General features: G+C 71.0%; 16 protein-coding genes. 10 read left to right on the forward strand and 6 right to left on the reverse strand.

Annotated elements, in window-relative coordinates; genetic code table 11:
* The first annotated feature begins 257 nt into the window (after positions 1–257).
* The 6 genes from NUT86_RS36490 (at position 258) to NUT86_RS36515 (ending at position 8,598) form a co-directional block, all read left to right on the forward strand.
* Positions 258–1,463, forward strand: coding sequence for a Rieske 2Fe-2S domain-containing protein (locus NUT86_RS36490; RefSeq protein WP_401849889.1), 1,206 nt, complete (start codon positions 258–260; stop codon positions 1,461–1,463).
* Positions 1,464–1,711: 248 nt separating this feature from the next.
* Positions 1,712–2,089, forward strand: a complete 378-nt coding sequence (locus NUT86_RS36495; protein WP_018088738.1) for a DUF2267 domain-containing protein — start codon at positions 1,712–1,714, stop codon at positions 2,087–2,089.
* A 469-nt stretch (positions 2,090–2,558) separates the two neighbouring features.
* Entirely contained in the window at positions 2,559–3,830 is a 1,272-nt protein-coding gene (locus NUT86_RS36500) for an MFS transporter (protein ID WP_274739637.1), read from the forward strand.
* Positions 3,827–5,677: a S9 family peptidase gene (locus NUT86_RS36505; protein WP_274739638.1), complete on the forward strand. Its 1,851-nt coding sequence runs from the start codon at positions 3,827–3,829 to the stop codon at positions 5,675–5,677. The genes NUT86_RS36500 and NUT86_RS36505 overlap by 4 nt, the downstream gene beginning before the upstream one ends.
* Before the next feature lie 262 nt (positions 5,678–5,939).
* Positions 5,940–7,874 (forward strand): RiPP maturation radical SAM C-methyltransferase, encoded by a 1,935-nt coding sequence (locus tag NUT86_RS36510; protein WP_274739640.1) that lies wholly within the window; start codon positions 5,940–5,942, stop codon positions 7,872–7,874.
* A 49-nt stretch (positions 7,875–7,923) separates the two neighbouring features.
* Positions 7,924–8,598, forward strand: coding sequence for a DUF5825 family protein (locus NUT86_RS36515; protein ID WP_274739642.1), 675 nt, complete (start codon positions 7,924–7,926; stop codon positions 8,596–8,598).
* Positions 8,599–8,672: 74 nt separating this feature from the next.
* Here the strand turns inward: NUT86_RS36515 and NUT86_RS36520 are convergent, their stop codons facing one another.
* The 3 genes from NUT86_RS36520 to NUT86_RS36530 form a co-directional block, all read right to left on the reverse strand.
* Positions 8,673–9,731, reverse strand: a complete 1,059-nt coding sequence (locus tag NUT86_RS36520; RefSeq protein ID WP_159484602.1) for an RICIN domain-containing protein — start codon at positions 9,729–9,731, stop codon at positions 8,673–8,675.
* A gap of 164 nt (positions 9,732–9,895) precedes the next feature.
* The gene (locus NUT86_RS36525) at positions 9,896–10,843 is read right to left on the reverse strand and encodes a DMT family transporter (RefSeq protein ID WP_159484601.1); all 948 of its coding nucleotides are present in this window, start codon (positions 10,841–10,843) and stop codon (positions 9,896–9,898) included.
* Between the two features lie 263 nt (positions 10,844–11,106).
* A complete protein-coding gene (locus NUT86_RS36530) occupies positions 11,107–11,547 on the reverse strand; it encodes a winged helix-turn-helix transcriptional regulator (protein WP_381281979.1) in 441 nt (146 codons plus the stop codon).
* A 149-nt stretch (positions 11,548–11,696) separates the two neighbouring features.
* Between NUT86_RS36530 and NUT86_RS36535 the strand changes: the two genes are divergently transcribed.
* Entirely contained in the window at positions 11,697–12,413 is a 717-nt protein-coding gene (locus NUT86_RS36535; RefSeq protein ID WP_274739645.1) for an SDR family NAD(P)-dependent oxidoreductase, read from the forward strand.
* Between the two features lie 7 nt (positions 12,414–12,420).
* Here NUT86_RS36535 and NUT86_RS36540 read toward each other — a convergent pair whose 3' ends face one another.
* Entirely contained in the window at positions 12,421–12,753 is a 333-nt protein-coding gene (locus tag NUT86_RS36540; protein ID WP_266450266.1) for a cupin domain-containing protein, read from the reverse strand.
* A gap of 71 nt (positions 12,754–12,824) precedes the next feature.
* Between NUT86_RS36540 and NUT86_RS36545 the strand changes: the two genes are divergently transcribed.
* Positions 12,825–13,778: a helix-turn-helix domain-containing protein gene (locus NUT86_RS36545; RefSeq protein WP_274739648.1), complete on the forward strand. Its 954-nt coding sequence runs from the start codon at positions 12,825–12,827 to the stop codon at positions 13,776–13,778.
* A 498-nt stretch (positions 13,779–14,276) separates the two neighbouring features.
* Positions 14,277–15,407, forward strand: a complete 1,131-nt coding sequence (locus NUT86_RS36550) for a hypothetical protein (protein WP_274739650.1) — start codon at positions 14,277–14,279, stop codon at positions 15,405–15,407.
* Positions 15,408–15,436: 29 nt separating this feature from the next.
* Here the strand turns inward: NUT86_RS36550 and NUT86_RS36555 are convergent, their stop codons facing one another.
* Together NUT86_RS36555 and NUT86_RS36560 are read right to left on the reverse strand one after the other, a co-directional pair.
* Positions 15,437–16,195: a DUF2470 domain-containing protein gene (locus NUT86_RS36555; protein WP_274739652.1), complete on the reverse strand. Its 759-nt coding sequence runs from the start codon at positions 16,193–16,195 to the stop codon at positions 15,437–15,439.
* 258 nt (positions 16,196–16,453) lie between these two features.
* Positions 16,454–17,056, reverse strand: a complete 603-nt coding sequence (locus NUT86_RS36560) for a TetR/AcrR family transcriptional regulator (protein ID WP_159484593.1) — start codon at positions 17,054–17,056, stop codon at positions 16,454–16,456.
* A 130-nt stretch (positions 17,057–17,186) separates the two neighbouring features.
* Here NUT86_RS36560 and NUT86_RS36565 point away from each other — a divergent pair, with 130 nt between their 5' ends.
* Complete coding sequence (locus NUT86_RS36565) at positions 17,187–18,644, forward strand: amidase (RefSeq protein ID WP_274739655.1); 1,458 nt, start codon at positions 17,187–17,189, stop codon at positions 18,642–18,644.
* The last annotated feature ends 64 nt before the right edge of the window (positions 18,645–18,708 follow it).

Here is an 18,708-nt window from a genome sequence, read left to right on the forward strand (position 1 = left end):
CAGCGCGGGCTTGCCGGGCTCCGTTGCGCCACCGGGGAGTCACGGCGCCGGGGCAGCCCGCGTCTCCGCCCCGGCACGCCGTACGTAACTCTCGCCGCACGCAAACGGCCTAGTCACCCTCCGGGGCGAGTCTGATTGCCGCCGTCCCGGGGGAAACGCACAAGGTGATCGCGGAGAACGGATCCGGCGCGCTGCCTGCCGGAATCCCGACGTTTTCCCCGTTCCATATCACTGGCCTGCGTGCGAGGGAGAAATGTATGACCAAGGCTCAGCCCGCATGGGACGGGTCCATTGCGGCCGTGGCGGCCGGTGGCCCGGACCATATGCGTGAACACCGTGCCGGACCGACGGCCGACCTTCGGCGCACCGGAATCCATCCGAATTTCTGGTACCCGGTCGCGGTGTCCGGAAGCGTGCCGAAGAACAAGACCTTCGCCGCCGTATTCGCGGGGGAGCGGATTGTGCTCTATCGCGGCGCGAGCGGCACGGTCTTCGCCTTGGAGGACAGGTGCGCCCACCGCCAGGTACCGCTGAGCATGGGCGTCGTCGAGGGCGAGACGCTGCGCTGCTGCTACCACGCCTGGGCCTACCGCGGGAACGGCCGGATCTCGCAGATCCCGTATCTGCCCAAGGGGGTCGACCGGCCGCCGCGCGGTGTGCGCTCCTATCCGGTCCGCGAACGGTACGGCCTGGTGTTCGTCTTCCCGGGTGACCCGGAGAAGGCGGATACGACCCCGCTGCCCGAGCTGCCGGAATATGATTCGGCCAAGCACAAGACCATGGTGTTTTCGCGCACGGTGCACTGCCACTACTCGTTCATGCACGAGAATCTGCTGGACATGAACCACCAGTTCCTGCACCGCGGCGTCCTCGGCAAGATCCAGCCCAAGCTCCTCGGATACGAAACGGGTCCGGAATTCGTGGAGGCCCGGTATCTGTTCGTTCATGCCGGTGGAAAGAAGGACCGCGGCGCCGGTCTGCTGTCCGGCGAGGGCTTCGGCGGAGGCAATTCACCCGACGTCATCACCGTCCGCACCGAGTACCCCTATCAGACCCTCCAAGCGGTTCCCGAGAACTCCGAGCTCCCGGCATTCTCCCTCTGGGCGGCCTACGTACCGAAGGATGCCGAGCAGCGCACCCATCATGCCTATGGCCTGCTCATGATTGCGAAGCCGCCGATCCCGGGAGCCCTGAATCTCGCCTGGCCGCTCATCCGGCGCTTCACGGAGCGGGTGTTCGCCGAGGACCGGATGGCGGTCGAGGCCGAGCAGCGGGCCTGGGACGAGCAGGGCGAGGACTGGAACCATGAGGTCTTCCCGCTGATCCTCGATGTCCGTGACGTATTGCGGACCAACGGCGTCCCCATCCGCCCCGAATCCGCCCTCTGCGGCGCCGCCGCGTTCTGCGACGGCGCACCGCGGGCCGGCACACCATCGGACACCGCCTCGCACCAGCCGGGCTGACCGGCTGGTGCGACATGAGGGGAGGGTTCCGGCTCGCGCGGAAGGCGCTTGACCCGTCCTCACTCCAGGTCGGACGCCTTCCGGCGGGCGCGCCCGCGAACCGCCCGTGACCTGGTGACTTTCGGTTGCCGCGACCGTGCAGCGGGTGGCGGGTCGAGCGTGGGCCGACGGTGGGCGGGGGATCGTGGCAAGGTGGTGAGTGAGGCTGCCTCCCTCGTTCATCCCTCGATTCCGTTGTGGAGGCTCGCATGGACGTCAAGGAGTTCTTCCAGGCAGTGGCGGATCGCGCGGGGCTCTCACGACAGGAAGCGGCCGATCTCACCCGCGCCACCCTTGAGACGCTGGCGCTGCGGCTGAGCGGCGGCGAAGTCCGCGATCTGGCCCTCGAACTTCCCGAGCCGCTGCGTGTCTCGCTCCAGCAGGGGCGGGGAGAGATGGTGATCTTCGGGCCGGATGAGTCGATCCGCAGAGTGCGTCGGCGCACCGGTCTGTCCGGGCCGGAAGCCGACCGCGGTGTACGGGCGGTCCTCAGCACGCTGCAAGAGGCCATCTCCCGCAAGGAGTTCGGGCACGCCATGTCGCAGCTCGGCAAGGAGTACGCAGAGCTGGTGGAGACCACGCCCTGACGGCCCTTCCCTGACGGCCATTCCCTGACGGGCCTGCTCGTCCGGCGATCTCTACGGCCTGCTCACCGCGGCTGACGCGAAGAGGTGAGGGCGGCGGAGTGCTGGTCGCGGGGGCGACGGCCCGTCCGAACGAACCGCTCGAAGGTGTTCTGCGCGCACATCTTGTGGCCCACGTCACTGTCTGGCTAAGCTCCGGCACGATTCGGGCATATTTCCTCCGCAAGTTGACCTATTGGTGAGGCGATCTTCACGGTCTGCCCACATGTGTGAGGTGGCTTCGCATGGAACGGTCAGCGGCATCCCCGGCAGGCGGCGCACCCTACGACTTATCGCGCGTCTCCTCCCGGGACGCGACGGCGAACGGCCCGACGTACGGCCCGGCGGACGGTCTGACGTACGGCCACCCGGCCCGCCCGGCGCACGACGACGCCCGCCCCGGCACCGCGAGACCGGCCCCGGACCGTGCCTGATGACCGGGTCCGCCCCGGCGGTGGCACCGGCCGCTCCGCTGCCCCACGTCCGCCGCGACCTCCGGCTGTTCTGGTGGGCGGGCACCTGTGACGCCCTGGGCAGCCAGACGTCCGGGCTCGTCCTGCCGCTGTTGCTGCTGACCCTCGGCCGGTCCCCCGCCGAGGTCGGCGCCCTCGCCGGACTCTCCGCGGCCGCCACGCTCCTGCTCGGCCCGTTCGCCGCCGTCCCCGCCGACCGCGGGGCGCGCAAGCACCTGATGGTGGGCTCCGCACTGGTCTCCGCCGCCGCGATGGCCGGCGTCACCGTCGCCGTCGCCGCGGGCCCGGTCCCGCTGGCCGTGCTCATCGCCGCGGTGCTCGTCGAGCGCTGCGCGACCTCCTGCTACGAGGCGGCGGAGCTCGGGACCGTCGCCCTGGTGTGCCCGCCCGCGCAGCACCGGCGCGTGCTGTCCCGATTACAGGCGGGGGAGCGGGGCGCACTCGTCCTCGGTCCCGCACTGGGCGGGCTGCTCTTCCACGCCGAACGCTGGCTGCCCTTCCTGGCGGACGCCCTCTCGTACGCCGTCGCGGCCGGCTGTATCGCCGCCATGCGTTCCCCCCTCGTCCCGCCCCCTGCGCAGCGTCCGCCGGCCGGCACGGTGCACCGCGGTCTGCGGGCCCGGACCGCCGAAGCCGGAGCGGGACTGGCGCTGATCCGCCGCGACCCCTTCCTGCGGCTGGCGCTCGTGTGGATCTCGGCCGTCAACGCCCTGCTCGTCGCGCTGTATTACACGACGGTTTTCGCTCTTCAGAACGACGGCCGGGGCGCGGCGCCGCTGGGTCTGGTCCTCGCGCTCGCCGGGGCGGCCGGCCTGGCCGGTGCGCTCGCCGCACCCCGGATCGCCGGCCGGCGCCCCACGGGCCGCGTTCTGGTGACGGTCTCCTGGCTGATGGTGCCGCCGGCCGCGGCCCTGGCGACGGCCCGCGACGCCTGGCACTTCGGCCTGCTGTTCGGCCTGCTGTGTCTGCTGACGCCGGCCGCCACCGTGGCGCTGCAGGCCCGGATCATCCAGGTCATCCCGCCCGGACTCCAGGCCCGCACCGGCACCGTACTGGCCACCGTGTCGGGCGCGGCCGCGGCAGTGGCGCCCGCCCTGGCCGGGCTGTCGGCCGACCGGGCCGGGGCCGCCGCCACCCTCGTGGGCTGCGCCACGCTGCTGGCCGGGCTCGCGCTCTACACGACCTGTGCGGCACCGGCCCGCACCCGCCACGCCGCTACGGAGCCCGTATGAGCATGACTGCGGCACACCCCGCCGCCCTGCCGCCTTCCGGTACCGGCTTCCGGGTCTACCACCCGGCGCTCCCCGAGGTCTGCCCGCGCGACCCCGCGCGGATGGCGCTGGCCGCGGACGCCGACGGCCGCTGCGAGATCTTCACCTGGAACGCCGCCACCGGCACCGCACGCCAGGTCACCGACAGTCCGCACGGCACCCTGCACTGCGCACTCGACGCCGAGGCCCGGGTGTGGTGGTTCGCGGAGGACCGCAGCGGCCTCGGGCTGTGGTACTTCCAGGACTTCGAGGGCGGTGCCCGGCAGCCGGGCCTGACCGGCCTGCCGCCGGGCTTCCCGCACGGCCTCGCCGTGAGCGACGCCGGGACCGTGGCCATCGGACTCGGCGACGGCCGCGGGATGACCGTCCACCTCGGGAGGCCGGGAGGTCCGGCCCGGCAGGTGTGGACCGTCGACGGGCAGGCGCGGCTGGCGGGCATCTCACCCTCGGGAGGGCTGCTGGCCCTGTCCGGGGCGGCCGGCTCCGACCGGGCGGTCACCCTCCTGACCTGCTCCGGGGCGGTGCTCGACCAGCTCTCCGGACACCACGGCCGGCTGTGGGCGCTCGGCTTCGCGCCGTCCCCGGCAGGCACCGAGCTGCTGCTGGTCCAGGAACACCACGACCACTACCGGCTCGCGACGTGGCGGCCCGGCAGCGGGCTGCTGCCCCAGGACTGGTGCCGCTTCGACACCGAGATCACCGCGCGCTGGTACCCCGCGGGGCGCCGGGTCCTCATCCGCCAGGACCGCCACGGCCGTTCCACCCTCGCCGCGGCCGACCTCGACCGGCGCACGCTGACCCCGGTGCCCTCCCCGCCCGGCACCCTGCTCGACGCCGCCCCGCACCCGGGCGGCGAGGTGCACTACCTCTGGACCGACACCGCCACCCCGCCCCGGATGCGCTCCACCGCCGGCACCCGGCTCCCGGAGCTCGCCACCCTGCCCGCCCCCACGCCCGGGCGGCACCGCGAACTGTGGACCCCCGGCCCGGACGGCCCCGTGCACACCCTGCTCAGCACCCCGGACCCGACGACCGGCCGGCGGCCACCGCTGGTGTTCCTGGTGCACGGCGGCCCCGCCGACCACGACCGTGACGCCTACGACCCGGAGGTGCACTCCCTGGTCGCCTCCGGGTTCGCGGTGGCCCGGGTCAACTACCGCGGCTCCACCGGTTACGGCCCCCGCTGGCGCACCGCGTACGGCGCGGGAGTCGGGCTCACCCAGGTCGCCGACCTCGTCGCGGTCCGTGCCGATCTGCTCCGCCGCGGGCTGGCCCGGGCGGACGCGATCGGCCTGTGGGGCACCTCCTGGGGCGGCTACCTGGCCCTGCTGGCGCTCGGCACCCGGCCGGACCTCTGGCAGGCGGGCGTCGCCGTCAAACCGGTCGCCGACTGCGCGGCGGCGTACCGCACCGGCACCCCCGCGCTGCGGGCCCTGGACGAGCGGCTGTTCGGCGGCACGCCCGACGCGGTGCCCGAGCGCTACGCCCGGAGCTCACCCCTCCACTACGCCGCCGAGGTCCGGGCCCCCCTGCTGGTGATCGCCGCCACGCTCGACGCCAAATGCCCGCCCGGCCAGGTACGGAGCTACCTCGACGCGCTGCGGCAGGCCGGTGCGGCACACGAGTCGATGTGGCTGGAGACCGGCCACGACGGCTACACCGGTGCCCACCACGTGGCCGTGCTGCGCCGCGCCATGGGCTTTCTGGACCAGCATCTGCGCCGCGCCCCCGCGGCCCACCGAACCCCCCGTCCATCGAGGGACGGGGTCTCCGGAGGCACCGGCCCGTCCGGTACCCCCGGATCGTGAGATCCGTTCCGCAACCGGCAGAAGAGGAGCAGCAGCCATGCAGAAGGACATCATCCACAACGACCCGCTCGCGGGTGACGAGGAGAACCGCAGGCCGGGCATCGGCATCACGGTGACCGTCCCGTTCCGTAACGCCGAGGACAACGAGGAGGACTGACCCTCCCCGGCCGGCCCGGTTGCACACCGGGCCGGCCGGACCCGCGCACGTCACCGGCCGGCCGCCCGGCCACCTCCCACCCCACCCGCCGTACGAGGAGCCGCCATGCGCGTCCTGCTGGTCAATATGCCCTGGTCCCCGATCGACCTGCCGTCCCTCGCCCTCGGCATCCTGAGACGAAGCGTCGACGAGCGCACCTCCGGGCGGGCCGATGTCCTGCACGCGAACCTGGAGTTCACCGACTGGATCACCCGGCGGACCGCCTTCACCGCGGACGACTACCAGTTCTACGCGCTCTCCTCGTACTTCATGGGATGCGGCGACTGGGTGTTCTCCTCCGCCCTGTACGACGATCCCGAGTGGCGGGTACCGGAGTTCAGCGTCTCGATGCGCGGCAAGCTGCGTGACGAACGGCTGCGGATGTCCAAGGAACTGCACCGCGTGGTACCGGAGTTCGTGCAGGAGATCGCCGAGCGGATCGTCGCGGCCGGGCCCGACGTCGTCGGCTTCACCTCCACCTTCCAGCAGAACACCGCCGCGCTCGCCGCCGTCAAGTACGTCAAACGCCTCGCCCCGCACATCAAAACCGTCATGGGCGGCGCCAACTGCGACGCCGAGCAGGGCGCCGCCACCCACCGCAACTTCCCGTTCCTGGACTTCGTGGTCCGCGGCGAGGGAGAAGCCGCCTTCCCCCAGCTGCTCACCGCTCTCGACGAGGGCGGCGACCTGTCCGCCGTCCCCGGGCTGTGCCATTGGGGCGCCGACGGCAAGAGCGTCGCGAACCCGATGAGCACCCGCCCGCTGCCGCCCGCCACCATCCTGCCGCCCGACTACAGCGGGTACTTCGAGCGGCTGGCGTCCTCCGTCGCCCGCAACTGGGTGGAGCCCAAGCTCGTCGTCGAGGGGGCCCGCGGCTGCTGGTGGGGGGAGAAGCACCACTGCACCTTCTGCGGTCTCAACGGCTCCTTCATGCAGTTCCGCAGCAAGAGCCCCGACACCTTCTACGAAGAGATCATGGAGCTGGCCCGCCGGCACCGGGTGCTGGACATGTACCTCGTCGACAACATCCTCGACATGGGCTACCTCACCACCGTCCTGCCCCGCATCATCGACAGCGGCTACGACCTGCGGATGCACATCGAGATCAAGGCGAACATGCGCCGTACCCAGCTGCGCACCCTGGCCGAGGCCGGAATGATCTACGTCCAGCCGGGCATCGAGAGCCTCAACAGCCGGGTGCTCGACCTGATGGACAAGGGCGTGAGCGGCTGCCAGAACGTCCGCATGCTCCGGGACGGGGCCGAGACCGGGCTCTCCGTATCCTGGAACTACCTCCACGGCTTCCCCGGCGAGAGCGCCGCCGACTACGAGCCCGTCATCGCCCAGATACCGGCCCTGGAACACCTCGATCCGCCGGTCGACCTGTCCGCCCGCATCGCCATCGAACGCTTCAGCCCGTACTTCAACCGGCCCGAGCTCGGCTTCACCGGTCTGCGCCCCGAGGAGCACTACCGCTTCACCTACGACCTGCCCGAGTCCGAACTCCTTGACATGGCTTATGTCTTCGAGGCACCTGAGCGCGGCATCACCGAGCCCACCGTCACCGCGCTCAACGGCGCCCTCGGCGCCTGGAAGAAGCACCACGCGGACAGCAGGCTCACCCATGCGGACCTCGGCGACCGCATCGTGCTCGTCAGCCGCCGGCGCGCCTTCAACTGGGGCGCCATGGAACTGACCGCGCCCACCGAGATCGCGGCCTTCCGGCTCCTCGACCAGCCGCACGCCCCCGCCGCGCTGACCCGCAAGCTCACCGCCCGCCTGCCCGAACACCCCGTCGACGAGGTCGCCGTCCATGCCCTCCTCCAGCACTGGGTGACCCTCGGACTGGTCTTCACCGACGGCGGCCAGTACGTCCATCTGGCACCGGCCGCCGTCAACGAGGACCTGCTGCGACTCGACTTCATGCGCCACACCCACGCCGCGACCGCCCCGCAGGAAGAGCCCGACGACGCCGCCCACGCCCTCGTCGCCCACGTCTGAGACACCGACCGGCCCGCAGCAGGACAACCGTGCCCCGCAGGAGAAACCCATGACCAGCACCGCCGCCCCCGCCTCCCGGCCACTGACCCTCCACGCCTGGCGGGACTACGACGAGGACGCCTGCACTCTGCCGGGCATGAGCCTGGGCGCCGTCGACCTGACTGCCCCGCCGCACGATCAGGCCGCCGAGCTGTGGGAACTCGGGGCACGCCGGGTGGAGTTCACCGGCGAGATCGACCTGACCGCGGTCGACGACCCGGCCGAGGCCGCCCACGCCGTCCGGCGGCTGTGTCTGATCCGCGATCTGACGGCCCGTGCCGTGCTGGTGCAGTGGCAGCTGCGGCTGCCCCCGGAGCCCGACGACGGCTGGCGCGACCTCAGCCACCTCCAGCCGCCCCGGACCCTCACCGGCCCCGCCGACCCCGTGGCCGCGCTCGCCCAGTGGCGCAACGAGCACTACCTCTGCAAGTGCCTGTGGCGCCAGGGCCCCGGCTTCGTCCAGATCCGCGACCGCCGCTGGGGCGAACTGCGCCGCTTCACCGCAGAGGAGCCCGAATACCAGCAGGCGATCACCCAACTCTCCTACGGAACACCACTACGGTCCGTCCCGAAGGCCATCGCCGCCGACTTCCTGGAGGAGCGCCTGGTCTCCCGCACCGGACCCCTGCTGTGGTGGCTCCCGTACCGGGTGAACCGGTGGACCCAGGAGGCAATGGCCATCTGATGCCCGCGGGGGAGTGGTGCGCTCCACAGGTGGGCCCGCACGACCCACGACCCCGTGCGGGCCCACCTTCTGACTCAGCTGTTACACGTCGTGAAGTCCGGGCTGGTCTGCGCCAGATAGATGCTGGACCGGCCCTGGTCATCGGACCGCAGCGGAACGGTGACCGTGTCCTTCGCCTTCCACGGGAAGCCGTTCGCATCGAAGGTCCACTCACCGGTCACCTTCGTCGCCAGCTCCGACAGTGCCACCCATCCGTAGTGACGCGACGGCACGTTGATCGTCAGGCTGTTGCCGAGATCCGTCCGCAGGTCGTAGGTGACCTGGCCGGAGAGGGTGAGGCTGACGCTGGTCTGCACCGGGCTCGCCATACCCGTGCCGAGGGTCGAGGTGAAGGACACCCCGAGCTGACTCGACCAGCCGCTGGAGGTGTTCAGCGTGAACGTCCACGGCACCGGCGTCTCGGTGCCGTTGTACCAAACAGGGGAGATGCACTGCTTGGGCAGCGGCTCGGCCGGGGCCTGCGTCCCCTTCGTCCACGAGCAGGTCGCTGCGTCCTTCTGGCAGCGCTTCGACGCATAGGCCACCGCAGCCTTGAACGCGGCGCCGGTCGCCGACGAGGGGATCTTCCACTGCTGCGCCTTGCTGGCGTTGCAGCCGTAGGCCTGTGTCCACGCGTCGTCGTACTGGGCGCCCAGGACGACGTCGATGCACTTGTTGTCGCCGGCGTTACGGATCAGGTAGGTGTCGCTGGTGCCGTTCACGGGCTGGAAGTACCAGCGCAGGCCGGACGCTCCGGAACAGGACCGCTGCTTGAGCGGGTGGCCGGCTTCGATGCACTTGCCGGTGGCGTCGTTGACGAGGGTGAACGACCCGTCGGGCTGCGCGTTGGCGCTCCACTTCTGGTGGTGGCCCGGCGCGGAGTTGGTGACGATGAAGACACCGTCACCGGTGTTGCCGTTCTGTACGTCCAGGTTCCGGCCGTTGTTGACGGACGTGAAAGTCAGGCCGCTCAGGCCCGAACCGTCATCGGCACGGGCCGTGCCGGCCTGGGCGGACAGGCCGAGGGTGACGGCGAGCGCGGTGATGAGGACGGCGAATGTTCTGCGTAAGCCGCTGCGTCTGGGCGGTTTCATACCAGAACAACCCCCTTATCTGATCGGAGTGTTGGTGGGGTGTTCCACCTCGTTCCGCACGCTATCGCTCCCGGTGATCCTGCGGCAGTACTCCGCCGCACGCGCTGAGAGCCGCCCCGGCCCGCGGCCCTCGCTCGCGATCCCGGCAGTGCCGCGTCCGCCGCCTACCGCGCAGACTCCGCCGAGACGTCGGGCTGGGCCGCCGCGCGGTTCCCACGCGCGTCGTCCGGGACCTGCGCCCGCGCCTTCCCCCGCATCCGCGACACCGCTACCCCGGACAGGCACAGGAGGCCACCGAGGAGTGTCAGCCAGCCGGGCACCTCGCCGAGGAACAGCCACGACATGAGGACCACGAGCACGGGCACCGCGTAGGTCGTGGTACCCATCTTGCCGACGGTCGTACGGGACACCGCGTAGGCCCACGTGGTGAACGCCAGGGCCGTCGGGAAGACGCCCAGGTACACCATCTGCAACGTCGCCGACACCGGGGCCCGGCTCACCTGCGACACCAACTGTCCGGCGAACGGCAGACAGGCCACCGTTCCGGCGAGCGCACCGAACGTGGTCACCTGCATCGGAGTGGCGTGCTTCAGCGTCGGCTTCTGCAGCACCACACCCACCGCGTACGCCAGCGCCGCGAACAGGCACAGCAGCACGCCGAGGAGAGACGACTTCCCGCCGCCGGACATGGACAGCCCGACCACCACGGCCCCGGCGAACGACACGGCCATGCCCGCCATCAGCCGGGGCGGGAAGCCCTCCTTGAGCAGCCATCCGCCCAGGAGCGCCATCAGGATCGGCCCGACGTTGACGACCAGGGAAGCCGTTCCCGCGTCCACGAGCTTCTCGCCCCAGTTCAAGGCGACCATGTATGCGCCGAACCACAGGACTCCTGAGGCGATGATGCCGGGCCAGGCCTCGCGGGGCGGGAATCCACCGCGCCGGACCAGCAGGAGGACGCTCAACACGACGGACGCCACCGTCAGCCTGCCCAGGGCGAGTGCGCCCGGCCCGAAATCCGCGGCGGAGCTGCGGATCGCGATGAACGACGACGCCCACAGCACCACGGTGACGGAGGCCGCGGCGAGCGCCCGGCCATCCGCCCTGCTCACGGACCTGGCGTCGCCATCCCCTGCCTGTGTTCCCTGGCTCACTCCTGCACCCTCCCGAGCTCTTTGCATACGCCCTGCGCACGCACATGAGCCGCCAGCTTGTAAGAGCCGGTGCCTGGTGACAAGCGAGTAAGTGAGCCCGTGGGGTGGACCGACCAGCTGCTCCTTGCCGGTCTCATTGGCTCCGGCGGGCTGCGCACAACCAGCGGTGAGGGGCCGGCCGAGCGCCGGAACTGCTCGGCAGCATGAACCAACGCGCCCGTTCAGGTCCGTGTGGGGTGCGTGGCGTCGTAGCGGTGCCGATTGTTGCTGATCTCGTGGCGGTGTGCGGAGGCCCATTCTCCGAGAGCGACGACGGAGTCCAGCAGTGTCGCGCCGAGTGCGGTGAGGGCGTAGTCCACACGTGGGGGAACGCTCGGGTGGACGGTGCGGGTCAGCAGGCCGTCGCGTTCGAGTTGCCGCAGTGTCAAGGTGAGCATGCGCTGGGAGATGCCCTTGACGGCGCGGTGCAGTTCGCCGAAGCGCATGGTGCGGTCGCGGAGTTGCCCGACGATCAGGATGCTCCACTTGCTGCCGACCAGCCCGAGGATCTGGAGCACCTCCCGGCATGCCTCCTCGTCGGACTCGTGGTCGCCGCGGGTTGTCGGGGGCGGTGTGGAGTGGTGGTGCTGCGGGTCCGGGGAGGTGTTCCTGTGGGGCGCCAATGGTTACCTCCGTGTGCGTCACCGACATGAATGTGCCGTCTTGTTGCGGCCTTTCCCGTAACAAATCATGGGGCCACGCACAGACAGTAAGTGGTCGGCGGCGGGTCGCGGTAACACCGGTCCGATCGCTGTGATCGGAAGGAATCCGCGTGTCCAAGACGCTCGTTGTGGTCGGTGCCGGGCCGGGGCTGGGGATGGGGGTGGCCCGCGCATTCGGCCTCCAGGGCTTTCGGGTCGGGCTGATCGCCCGTACCGAGAGCAAGCTGCACACCCTGGTGGGTGAGCTGGCCGACCTGGGTATCACGGCCGCCGCGTTTCCAGCCGATATCCGCGATCGCGACGCGCTCACCACAGCCCTCGCCGCGGCGGGGGACACGCTGGGGCCGATCGACGTGCTCGAATACAGCCCCAGCCCGACCGGGCCGATCACCCACGCCGCACGGACCACGGTCGACTCCGTCACCGCGCAGTTCGAGCTGCATGTGCTGGGCGCGGTGACCGCCGTGGGCCATGTGCTGCCGCAGATGCTGGCCCGAGGCGACGGCACCCTACTGCTGACCACCGGTGTTTCCTCGACGATCCCCGCCCCCTTCCTGGCCAACGTGGGTATGGCCATGGCCGGGCTGCGGAACTGGGCACACACCCTGCACGCTGAACTCAAGCCACAGGGCATCCACGTGGGGACGGTGACCATCGCTTCCGGGATCACCCCCGGCGGCGGCGAGGCCGACCCTGACGCCATCGGTGCCCGCTACTACAGCATGTACCAGCAGCGGAACCGCATCGAAGAGGTCATCGGCGACCTGGACGCCTTCCGCTCCCTCGTCACCCGGACCGGTGGGCACGGCACTCCGGCCGGAGTCTGAGGGCGGGTCAGCGGGGGAGCACGGTGATCCCGAGCATCCGTGCTCCCGTCTCGGTGCGGGGCCGGTGGCGGCTGCCCGGTGCGAAGACCACGTACGTACCGGGCCCGTGGCGTTCCTCGCCCTCGATCACCTCACCGCTCAGCACGTAGTAGCGCTCTTCGGTGGCGTGCACGTCGACCTCCGGCCACTCGGTTCCGGGGGCGAAGTCGATCAGCCAGCCACCGGCGTATGCGGTCCTCGGCAGTCGGCGGCGCACGATCCCGGGGACGACCTCGACCGGTGCGACCTCATCGACCTGGACGGCCGTCTTCAGCGGGACCGTTTCAGTGGTTTCACTCATGGAACCACGGTGACCCGGGCCGGCCTCCCGGGCCGAGAGTCCAGATAGACATCCATGGGTATCTTCCTGCCATGAACCGACATCGGGTGGTGGCCCTTCTCAACCCGCCCCAGTCCCCCTTCGAACTCGCCTGCGCCGCCGAGGTCTTCGGCACCGCCCGGCAAGACCTGCCGGTCCACTACGACTTCCTGATCTGCGCCGAGCGCCCCGGGCCCCTGCGGACCACCTTCGGCTACGCGATGCTCGTCGACGCGGGTCTGCCGGCCCTGGAGGAAGCGGACACCGTGATCGTCCCGGGCTGGCACCCGCCCGGCAGCCCGGTGCCGCCGACCGTCCTGGAGGCGCTGCGGGCCGCCCACCGGCGCGGGGCGAGGATCGTCGCCATCTGCACGGGGGCATTCGTCCTCGCCCGGGCCGGACTGCTCGACGGCCGCCGCGCCACCACCCATTGGGGCCGCACCGCACAACTCGCCGCCGCCTTTCCCGAGGTGCAGGTGGACCTGGACGTGCTGTACGTGGACCACGGCGACGTGGCGACCAGCGCCGGAAGCGGGGCGGGCATCGACCTGTGCCTGCACCTCGTACGCTCCGACCACGGCGCGGCATACGCCGCCCAGATTGCCCGGCACATGGTGCTGCCGCCACACAGGGAGGGCAGCCAACTCCAGTACGCCACACAGCCCGCCCCCGCCAGGGCCGACGAGTCATTGGCACCACTGCTGGAGTGGGCCACCTCGCAGCTCGGCACCCGACTGACCCTGGACCGCCTCGCCGAACGCGCCGGACTGTCGAACCGAACCCTCGCCCGGCGGTTCACCGAACAGCTCGGCACCAGCCCGGGACAGTGGTTGCTCCGCCAACGCCTCGACGCGGCACGGGTCCTCCTGGAAGAGACCGACCTTCCGGTGGAAGCCATCGCCACCCGCGTAGGACTCGCCTCGGCCGTCAACCTGCGGCGCCGCTTCCGAGCGGCCCTCGGCACCACGCCCGGTGCGTATCGGCGGGCCTTCGGCGAAACGCTGTAGTGGAGCCGAGGCGGCGGAGCCGATTTCCTTAGCTCGCAGTCCTCGCTCTCCTCGCTCTCCTTGTCCGTACCGCCGCTCGCAGTCGGCTCCGGGGCACCTCATGCATGCACCGGAAACGGACCCGGACACTCCCGGACGACTTCCGGCCATTGGGCGGCGGAGCCGTCCCGAACGGACACGGGTGCGGTAGGAAAGGGGCCGGTCCGCGGAACTTCCCCAACAAAGCGTGGGAAAGTCACCGGACATTCAGGGAAGTTGGGGGAGTCCTCGGCACGTCACCAGTCCGCACGCGACCTGGACCCAGGGTGGTGGTGCGGGAAGGGCGACGCCTCCGGGCGGCAGCCGCGCCATGTGGTGATCCGCTGCCGTATCTCCCGTGAGTACACCGACCGAAGTGCTCCACTCCGGCATTGTCGGGTCCTTCCGTCCGTCCCGGCGTTCACCGGCTCATTCCAGTATTGGCGGGACCCTTCCCGCGTTTCGGAAACGGAGACCACGATGCGAAGACATATCCGTGCCGCCGTGGCGGTGGTCGCGACCGCGTTCCTCACCCCCCTGCTGACGGCGAGCCCGGCACCGGCCTCGCCGGCCCGGCCCGCCGACGGCGCCGGCAAGCCCGCGGACTGCCGTCCGGCCCTCCAGGTCCTGGCCTCCCTGCCCGGCTCAGGAGGCAGTCAGGTCAAGGGACTTGGCCCGCGAGACCTGGCGGTGGGGGCATCGCGCGGCGTGCCCGTGTACTGGACCGGCACACGGGTACACCGCGTACCGCTGCCCGCCGGATTCACCGGCGGTGAGGTCGCGGCCGTCAACGCGAAGGGGCTGATGGTCGGGTCGCTGCACAGCGCGGGCCGTACCGCCGCCTTCAGCTTCCGTATCGGGGCCCGCGCGGTGACCCTGCTGCCGGAAGGGGCACACGCGGCGGACGTCAACGACCGGGGTCTGATCGTCGGCGACGCGGTCAAGAGCGGAGCCCTCATCGGTCTCGAATGGGACGGCGCCCGGATAGTTCGTCGGCTCGTACCACCGGCCGGGTACTCGCTCACCTCGGTGACCGCCCTCAACAACGCCGGGCAGATCGCTGGTTCCGGCGAGGCCGTCAAGGACGAGGAGTCGTGGTCGGCGGGGCTGTTCTGGCCCGCCCGGAGCGGCGCCGCGGCCGTACCCCTCCAGCGGTTCTGGCCCGCGGGAGTGCCCTACGACTTCTGGTACCCGCGGGACATCGACCGCGCCGGACGGATCGTGGGCACCCACGACTACACCCGGCTGGACACCCTGACTCCCACCCAGTGGCTTCCGCCGTACAAGAACGAGAGCGAACCGGGACTGCTCGGGGAGCGCACCAGCGGCACCTTCGAGGCCATCAGCCCCACCACCAACGTGAGTGTGGGCACCGCTTCGGACAGTCACATGGTCGGGCCGTTCCCGCCGGAGACGGCGCCCCCGGAGCAGGCCCAGATCTGGCCGGGCACCGGCCCCCTGCTGGCGCTGCCCCGGCTCTCCCCGGCGGGCGCCTCCCAGGCGTACGCCGTCAGCGACGACCAGCGCGTCGGTGGCTCCGCGGCCGACGCCGCATTGACTCCCCGTGCCGTCGTCTGGGCCTGCGCCCTGCGGCAGGCGTACCGGCCCTGACGCCCCGGCGAGTGCCGGGTGCCGCCTGTTCAGCTGCGCCGCGATATCGCGTTCTCGCCCGGCTCCCGTTCCCCGCTGAGCAGCCGTCTTTGGTGTGAGCAGCGCCGGGCGGTGGTGAGCAGCGCCTGGATCTGCGGGCTGAATTGACCGGCGTCACTGAGCGTCTTGTGAAAGGGCAGGCGTACATCGCGGTGGCCGAGCGCGTACTCCAGGCGGAGGACGATTCCGTAGCGATCGATGGCCAGGGGCACCACACGTTCCATGAGTTGCAGGAATCGCGGTTCCACCAGTCGCAGCAGGAGGGGAATGTAGTGGCTGTGCTCCTCTACCAGGTGGGTGAGCACATCCGCTTCACAGGTGGCCAAGGGGTCTGCAGGAGCGGCCATCAAGTCGTCGAGGCCGATGCTGGACTTGCACGTTCCCGTTTCGAGCACCGCCGTGGCGAATTCCATGCAATCGCCGTCCGGCGAGGCCGCCTTGTCCCGTGAGGTCAGCCACCCGATCACGGTCACGCGTGCGCGTACCCGGTCCCGTACGGGGAGAGGAGCGACATCCGTGAACTCCAGCGTGGTGGGCACCCGCTCGCCTGCCCGGGCCGCGCCGGTGAGGCCGGCATCCACCGGGGACGGGTGCAAGTGGATGCGCTGCGTCGGTCCCGGCCCGTTTCCGCGGGACACCTCTGTGCTGTGGCCATCGGCCACCATCGTCATCGAGTGTGCCGAGGCCAGGATCGTCCGGACTCGTTCGGCGCTGGTCGGCTGCTGGTTCGCACCACCGAAGATACGCATACAGGCTCCTGGAGTAAGGTAAGGCTTACCTTACCAGCCTGGTGCGGGGCGTGCGGGTCGCATCCGTACGGGGGCGGGTGTGGCGTGCGGGGGCGGTCGGCCGGCAGTTGGCCGACCTGGGAAACGGATGTCCGGTTCTCGTCGGGCCGGGGTCGGGGTCGGGGCCGGGGCCGGGGTCGGGCACAACCGGCCGGCGGCCGGCCTTCGGCAGGACGGCGCGGGTCCGCTAACCGCAACGGCGAACCCGTCAACTGCCCCTCAGGCTCCGTGCCAGCCCATCACGGCCTCGACAAAGGCGATGAGTCGCTCGCCGACGTGGTCCACGCTTCCGTTCTGCGCGCTGACCTGGGCCCCCTCCAGAGCGAAGGTGATCTCCGCTGCGGCTCCCTCGGGATCGGTGAGGCCGGCTGCGGTGCACATGGCGGTCAGCCGGCGGAGTTGCTGCGCCTTGTGCGCTTCGATCACCTGGCGCGCCGGGTGGGAGCGATCGGGCAGCTCGGCAAGGGAGTTGATGAAGGGGCATCCGCGGTGCGAGATCTCCGACAGGGAGTCGGCGATGAAGGCGGCCAGGCCCTGGATCTGTGCCCGGGGATCGTCCGGCCACCGTTCCTCGATCTTGTCGAACGCGGAGGTGTAGTCGGCCGCGACGATCAGCAGCCACTGCGCCGCCAGCGCGTCCTTGGTGTCGAAATGCCGATACAGCGCGGCCTTGGTGGTCCCGGCCTTCTCCGCGATGGCCTGGACGCCGACCCCTCTGATCCCCTCGGAGTGGAACAGCTCCTCGGCCGCGTCGAGGATGCGCTCGCGGGGCGGCAGCTTGGCCACCCGGCCCGCGCGGCCCGGCCGCACCGCGTCTGTCATGTCCGATCCTCCGTGTTACTCCAGGCCATTTCGGCTGCGCCACCCCATGCTACGGTACCGATCAGTCTCATACGATACCGATCGGTATCGTATGAGACTGATCGGTACGTCGTGCCATAGGGGAGTTCTCATGAAGCTGTCGGAGTACGTGACGTATGACGCCGTCGGGCTGGCCGAGTTGGTCGCCCGTGGCGAGGTGACCGGCGCCGAGCTGGAGGCGGCCGCGCTGGAGGCGGTCGCCGCCGTCAACCCGCTGATCAACGCGGTCGTGGAGACCTGGCCCGCCGAGACTGCGGAGGGCGTGGGTGAGGCGTCCGCAGGAGGGGCGCCATTGGCCGGCGTGCCCTTCCTGCTCAAGGACCTGGGCGTGGCCATGGCCGGCAAGCGGGTGGAGCTGGGCAGCCGACTCGCCCAGGGCAATGTCGCGCCGGCGGACTCGAACCTGATGCGGCGCTTCCGCGCGGGCGGGCTGGCGACCATTGGCCGCACCACGACCCCGGAGTTCGCCTACGGCATCACCACCGAGGCCGTCCTGTACGGGCCGACCCGCAACCCCTGGGACCTCGACCGCTCGCCGGGCGGCTCCAGCGGCGGTTCAGCGGCTGCTGTCGCGGCCGGCATCGTCCCGCTCGCGCACGGCACGGACGCGGCGGGCTCGATCCGCATCCCGGCCGCCAGCACGGGCCTGTTCGGGCTGAAGCCCACCCGTGGCCGGGTGTCCATGGGCCCCGATGTCGAAGAGATCTTCAACGGCCTGGCCGTCCAGGGCGGCGTCAGCCGCACGGTGCGCGACAGCGCGGCGCTGCTCGACCAGATCCGGGGCCCGGAGAGCGGTGACCCGTACTTCGCCGCGGAGCCGGAACGTCCCTATGCCGAGGAGATCACCCGCGCCCCGGGCAGCCTTCGCATCGGCGTCATCGTCCAGGGCGGAGGCCGGCGCCGCACCGTGGGTCCGGTGGCCGACGCCGTGTCCCGCACCGCGGAACTCGTCGCCTCGCTCGGCCACCATGTGGAGGAGGCCACGCTCGACCTCGGGGTGAGCTGGGAGCAGTTCGTCCTGGCCAACGCACGGCTCTGGACGGCCAATCTGGTCCCCTGGCTCGATGCCCTGGCCGCCGCGTCGGACCGGCCCATCGATCCGTCCACCGTCCAGTCCGAGATACTCGCCGGCTACGCCTGGGGCCGCCAGGTCTCCGGCGCCGACTTCGTCAGCGCGCTCGGCGTACGCAACACCGTCGCCCGCAGCGTCGGCCGCCACTTCCACCGGTACGACGTGCTGCTCACCCCCACCCTTCCCGAGCTGCCACCGCGCCTGGGCGTCTACGCCGAAGGCGTCGAGGACCTCGACGGCCTCGGCTGGCTCGACCGGATCTTCGACCGCTCCCCCTTCACCGCCGGCTTCAACGTCGCCGGAACCCCCGCCATGTCCGTACCGCTGGCTGCCGACCCTGCCACCGGACTGCCCATCGGTCTGCAGTTCGCCGCCGACTACGGCCGCGAAGACACCCTCTTCCGCCTTGCCGCCCAGCTCGAACAGGCCGCCCCCTGGTCCCACCGCACCCCGGCCATCTGGGCCGGTTCCCACTGATCGGGGAGCCTGACACCGGCAGCGTGGGGCCATGGGCGGCCAGGTGAGGCCACGAGAGGCCACG

The sequence above is a fragment of the Streptomyces sp. G7(2002) genome, from assembly GCF_028870195.1.
GTDB classification, from domain to species: Bacteria; Actinomycetota; Actinomycetes; order Streptomycetales; family Streptomycetaceae; genus Streptomyces; species Streptomyces nigrescens.

Coding starts and splice junctions, on each gene's coding strand:
- NUT86_RS36560 (WP_159484593.1), bottom strand. CDS start 17,056: ATGACAGACGCGGTGCGGCCGGGCCGCGCGGGCCGGGTGGCCAAGCTG.
- NUT86_RS36495 (WP_018088738.1), top strand. CDS start 1,712: ATGGACGTCAAGGAGTTCTTCCAGGCAGTGGCGGATCGCGCGGGGCTC.
- NUT86_RS36515 (WP_274739642.1), top strand. CDS start 7,924: ATGACCAGCACCGCCGCCCCCGCCTCCCGGCCACTGACCCTCCACGCC.
- NUT86_RS36510 (WP_274739640.1), top strand. CDS start 5,940: ATGCGCGTCCTGCTGGTCAATATGCCCTGGTCCCCGATCGACCTGCCG.
- NUT86_RS36545 (WP_274739648.1), top strand. CDS start 12,825: ATGAACCGACATCGGGTGGTGGCCCTTCTCAACCCGCCCCAGTCCCCC.
- NUT86_RS36565 (WP_274739655.1), top strand. CDS start 17,187: ATGAAGCTGTCGGAGTACGTGACGTATGACGCCGTCGGGCTGGCCGAG.
- NUT86_RS36500 (WP_274739637.1), top strand. CDS start 2,559: ATGACCGGGTCCGCCCCGGCGGTGGCACCGGCCGCTCCGCTGCCCCAC.
- NUT86_RS36555 (WP_274739652.1), bottom strand. CDS start 16,195: ATGCGTATCTTCGGTGGTGCGAACCAGCAGCCGACCAGCGCCGAACGA.
- NUT86_RS36490 (WP_401849889.1), top strand. CDS start 258: ATGACCAAGGCTCAGCCCGCATGGGACGGGTCCATTGCGGCCGTGGCG.
- NUT86_RS36520 (WP_159484602.1), bottom strand. CDS start 9,731: ATGAAACCGCCCAGACGCAGCGGCTTACGCAGAACATTCGCCGTCCTC.
- NUT86_RS36540 (WP_266450266.1), bottom strand. CDS start 12,753: ATGAGTGAAACCACTGAAACGGTCCCGCTGAAGACGGCCGTCCAGGTC.
- NUT86_RS36505 (WP_274739638.1), top strand. CDS start 3,827: ATGAGCATGACTGCGGCACACCCCGCCGCCCTGCCGCCTTCCGGTACC.
- NUT86_RS36550 (WP_274739650.1), top strand. CDS start 14,277: ATGCGAAGACATATCCGTGCCGCCGTGGCGGTGGTCGCGACCGCGTTC.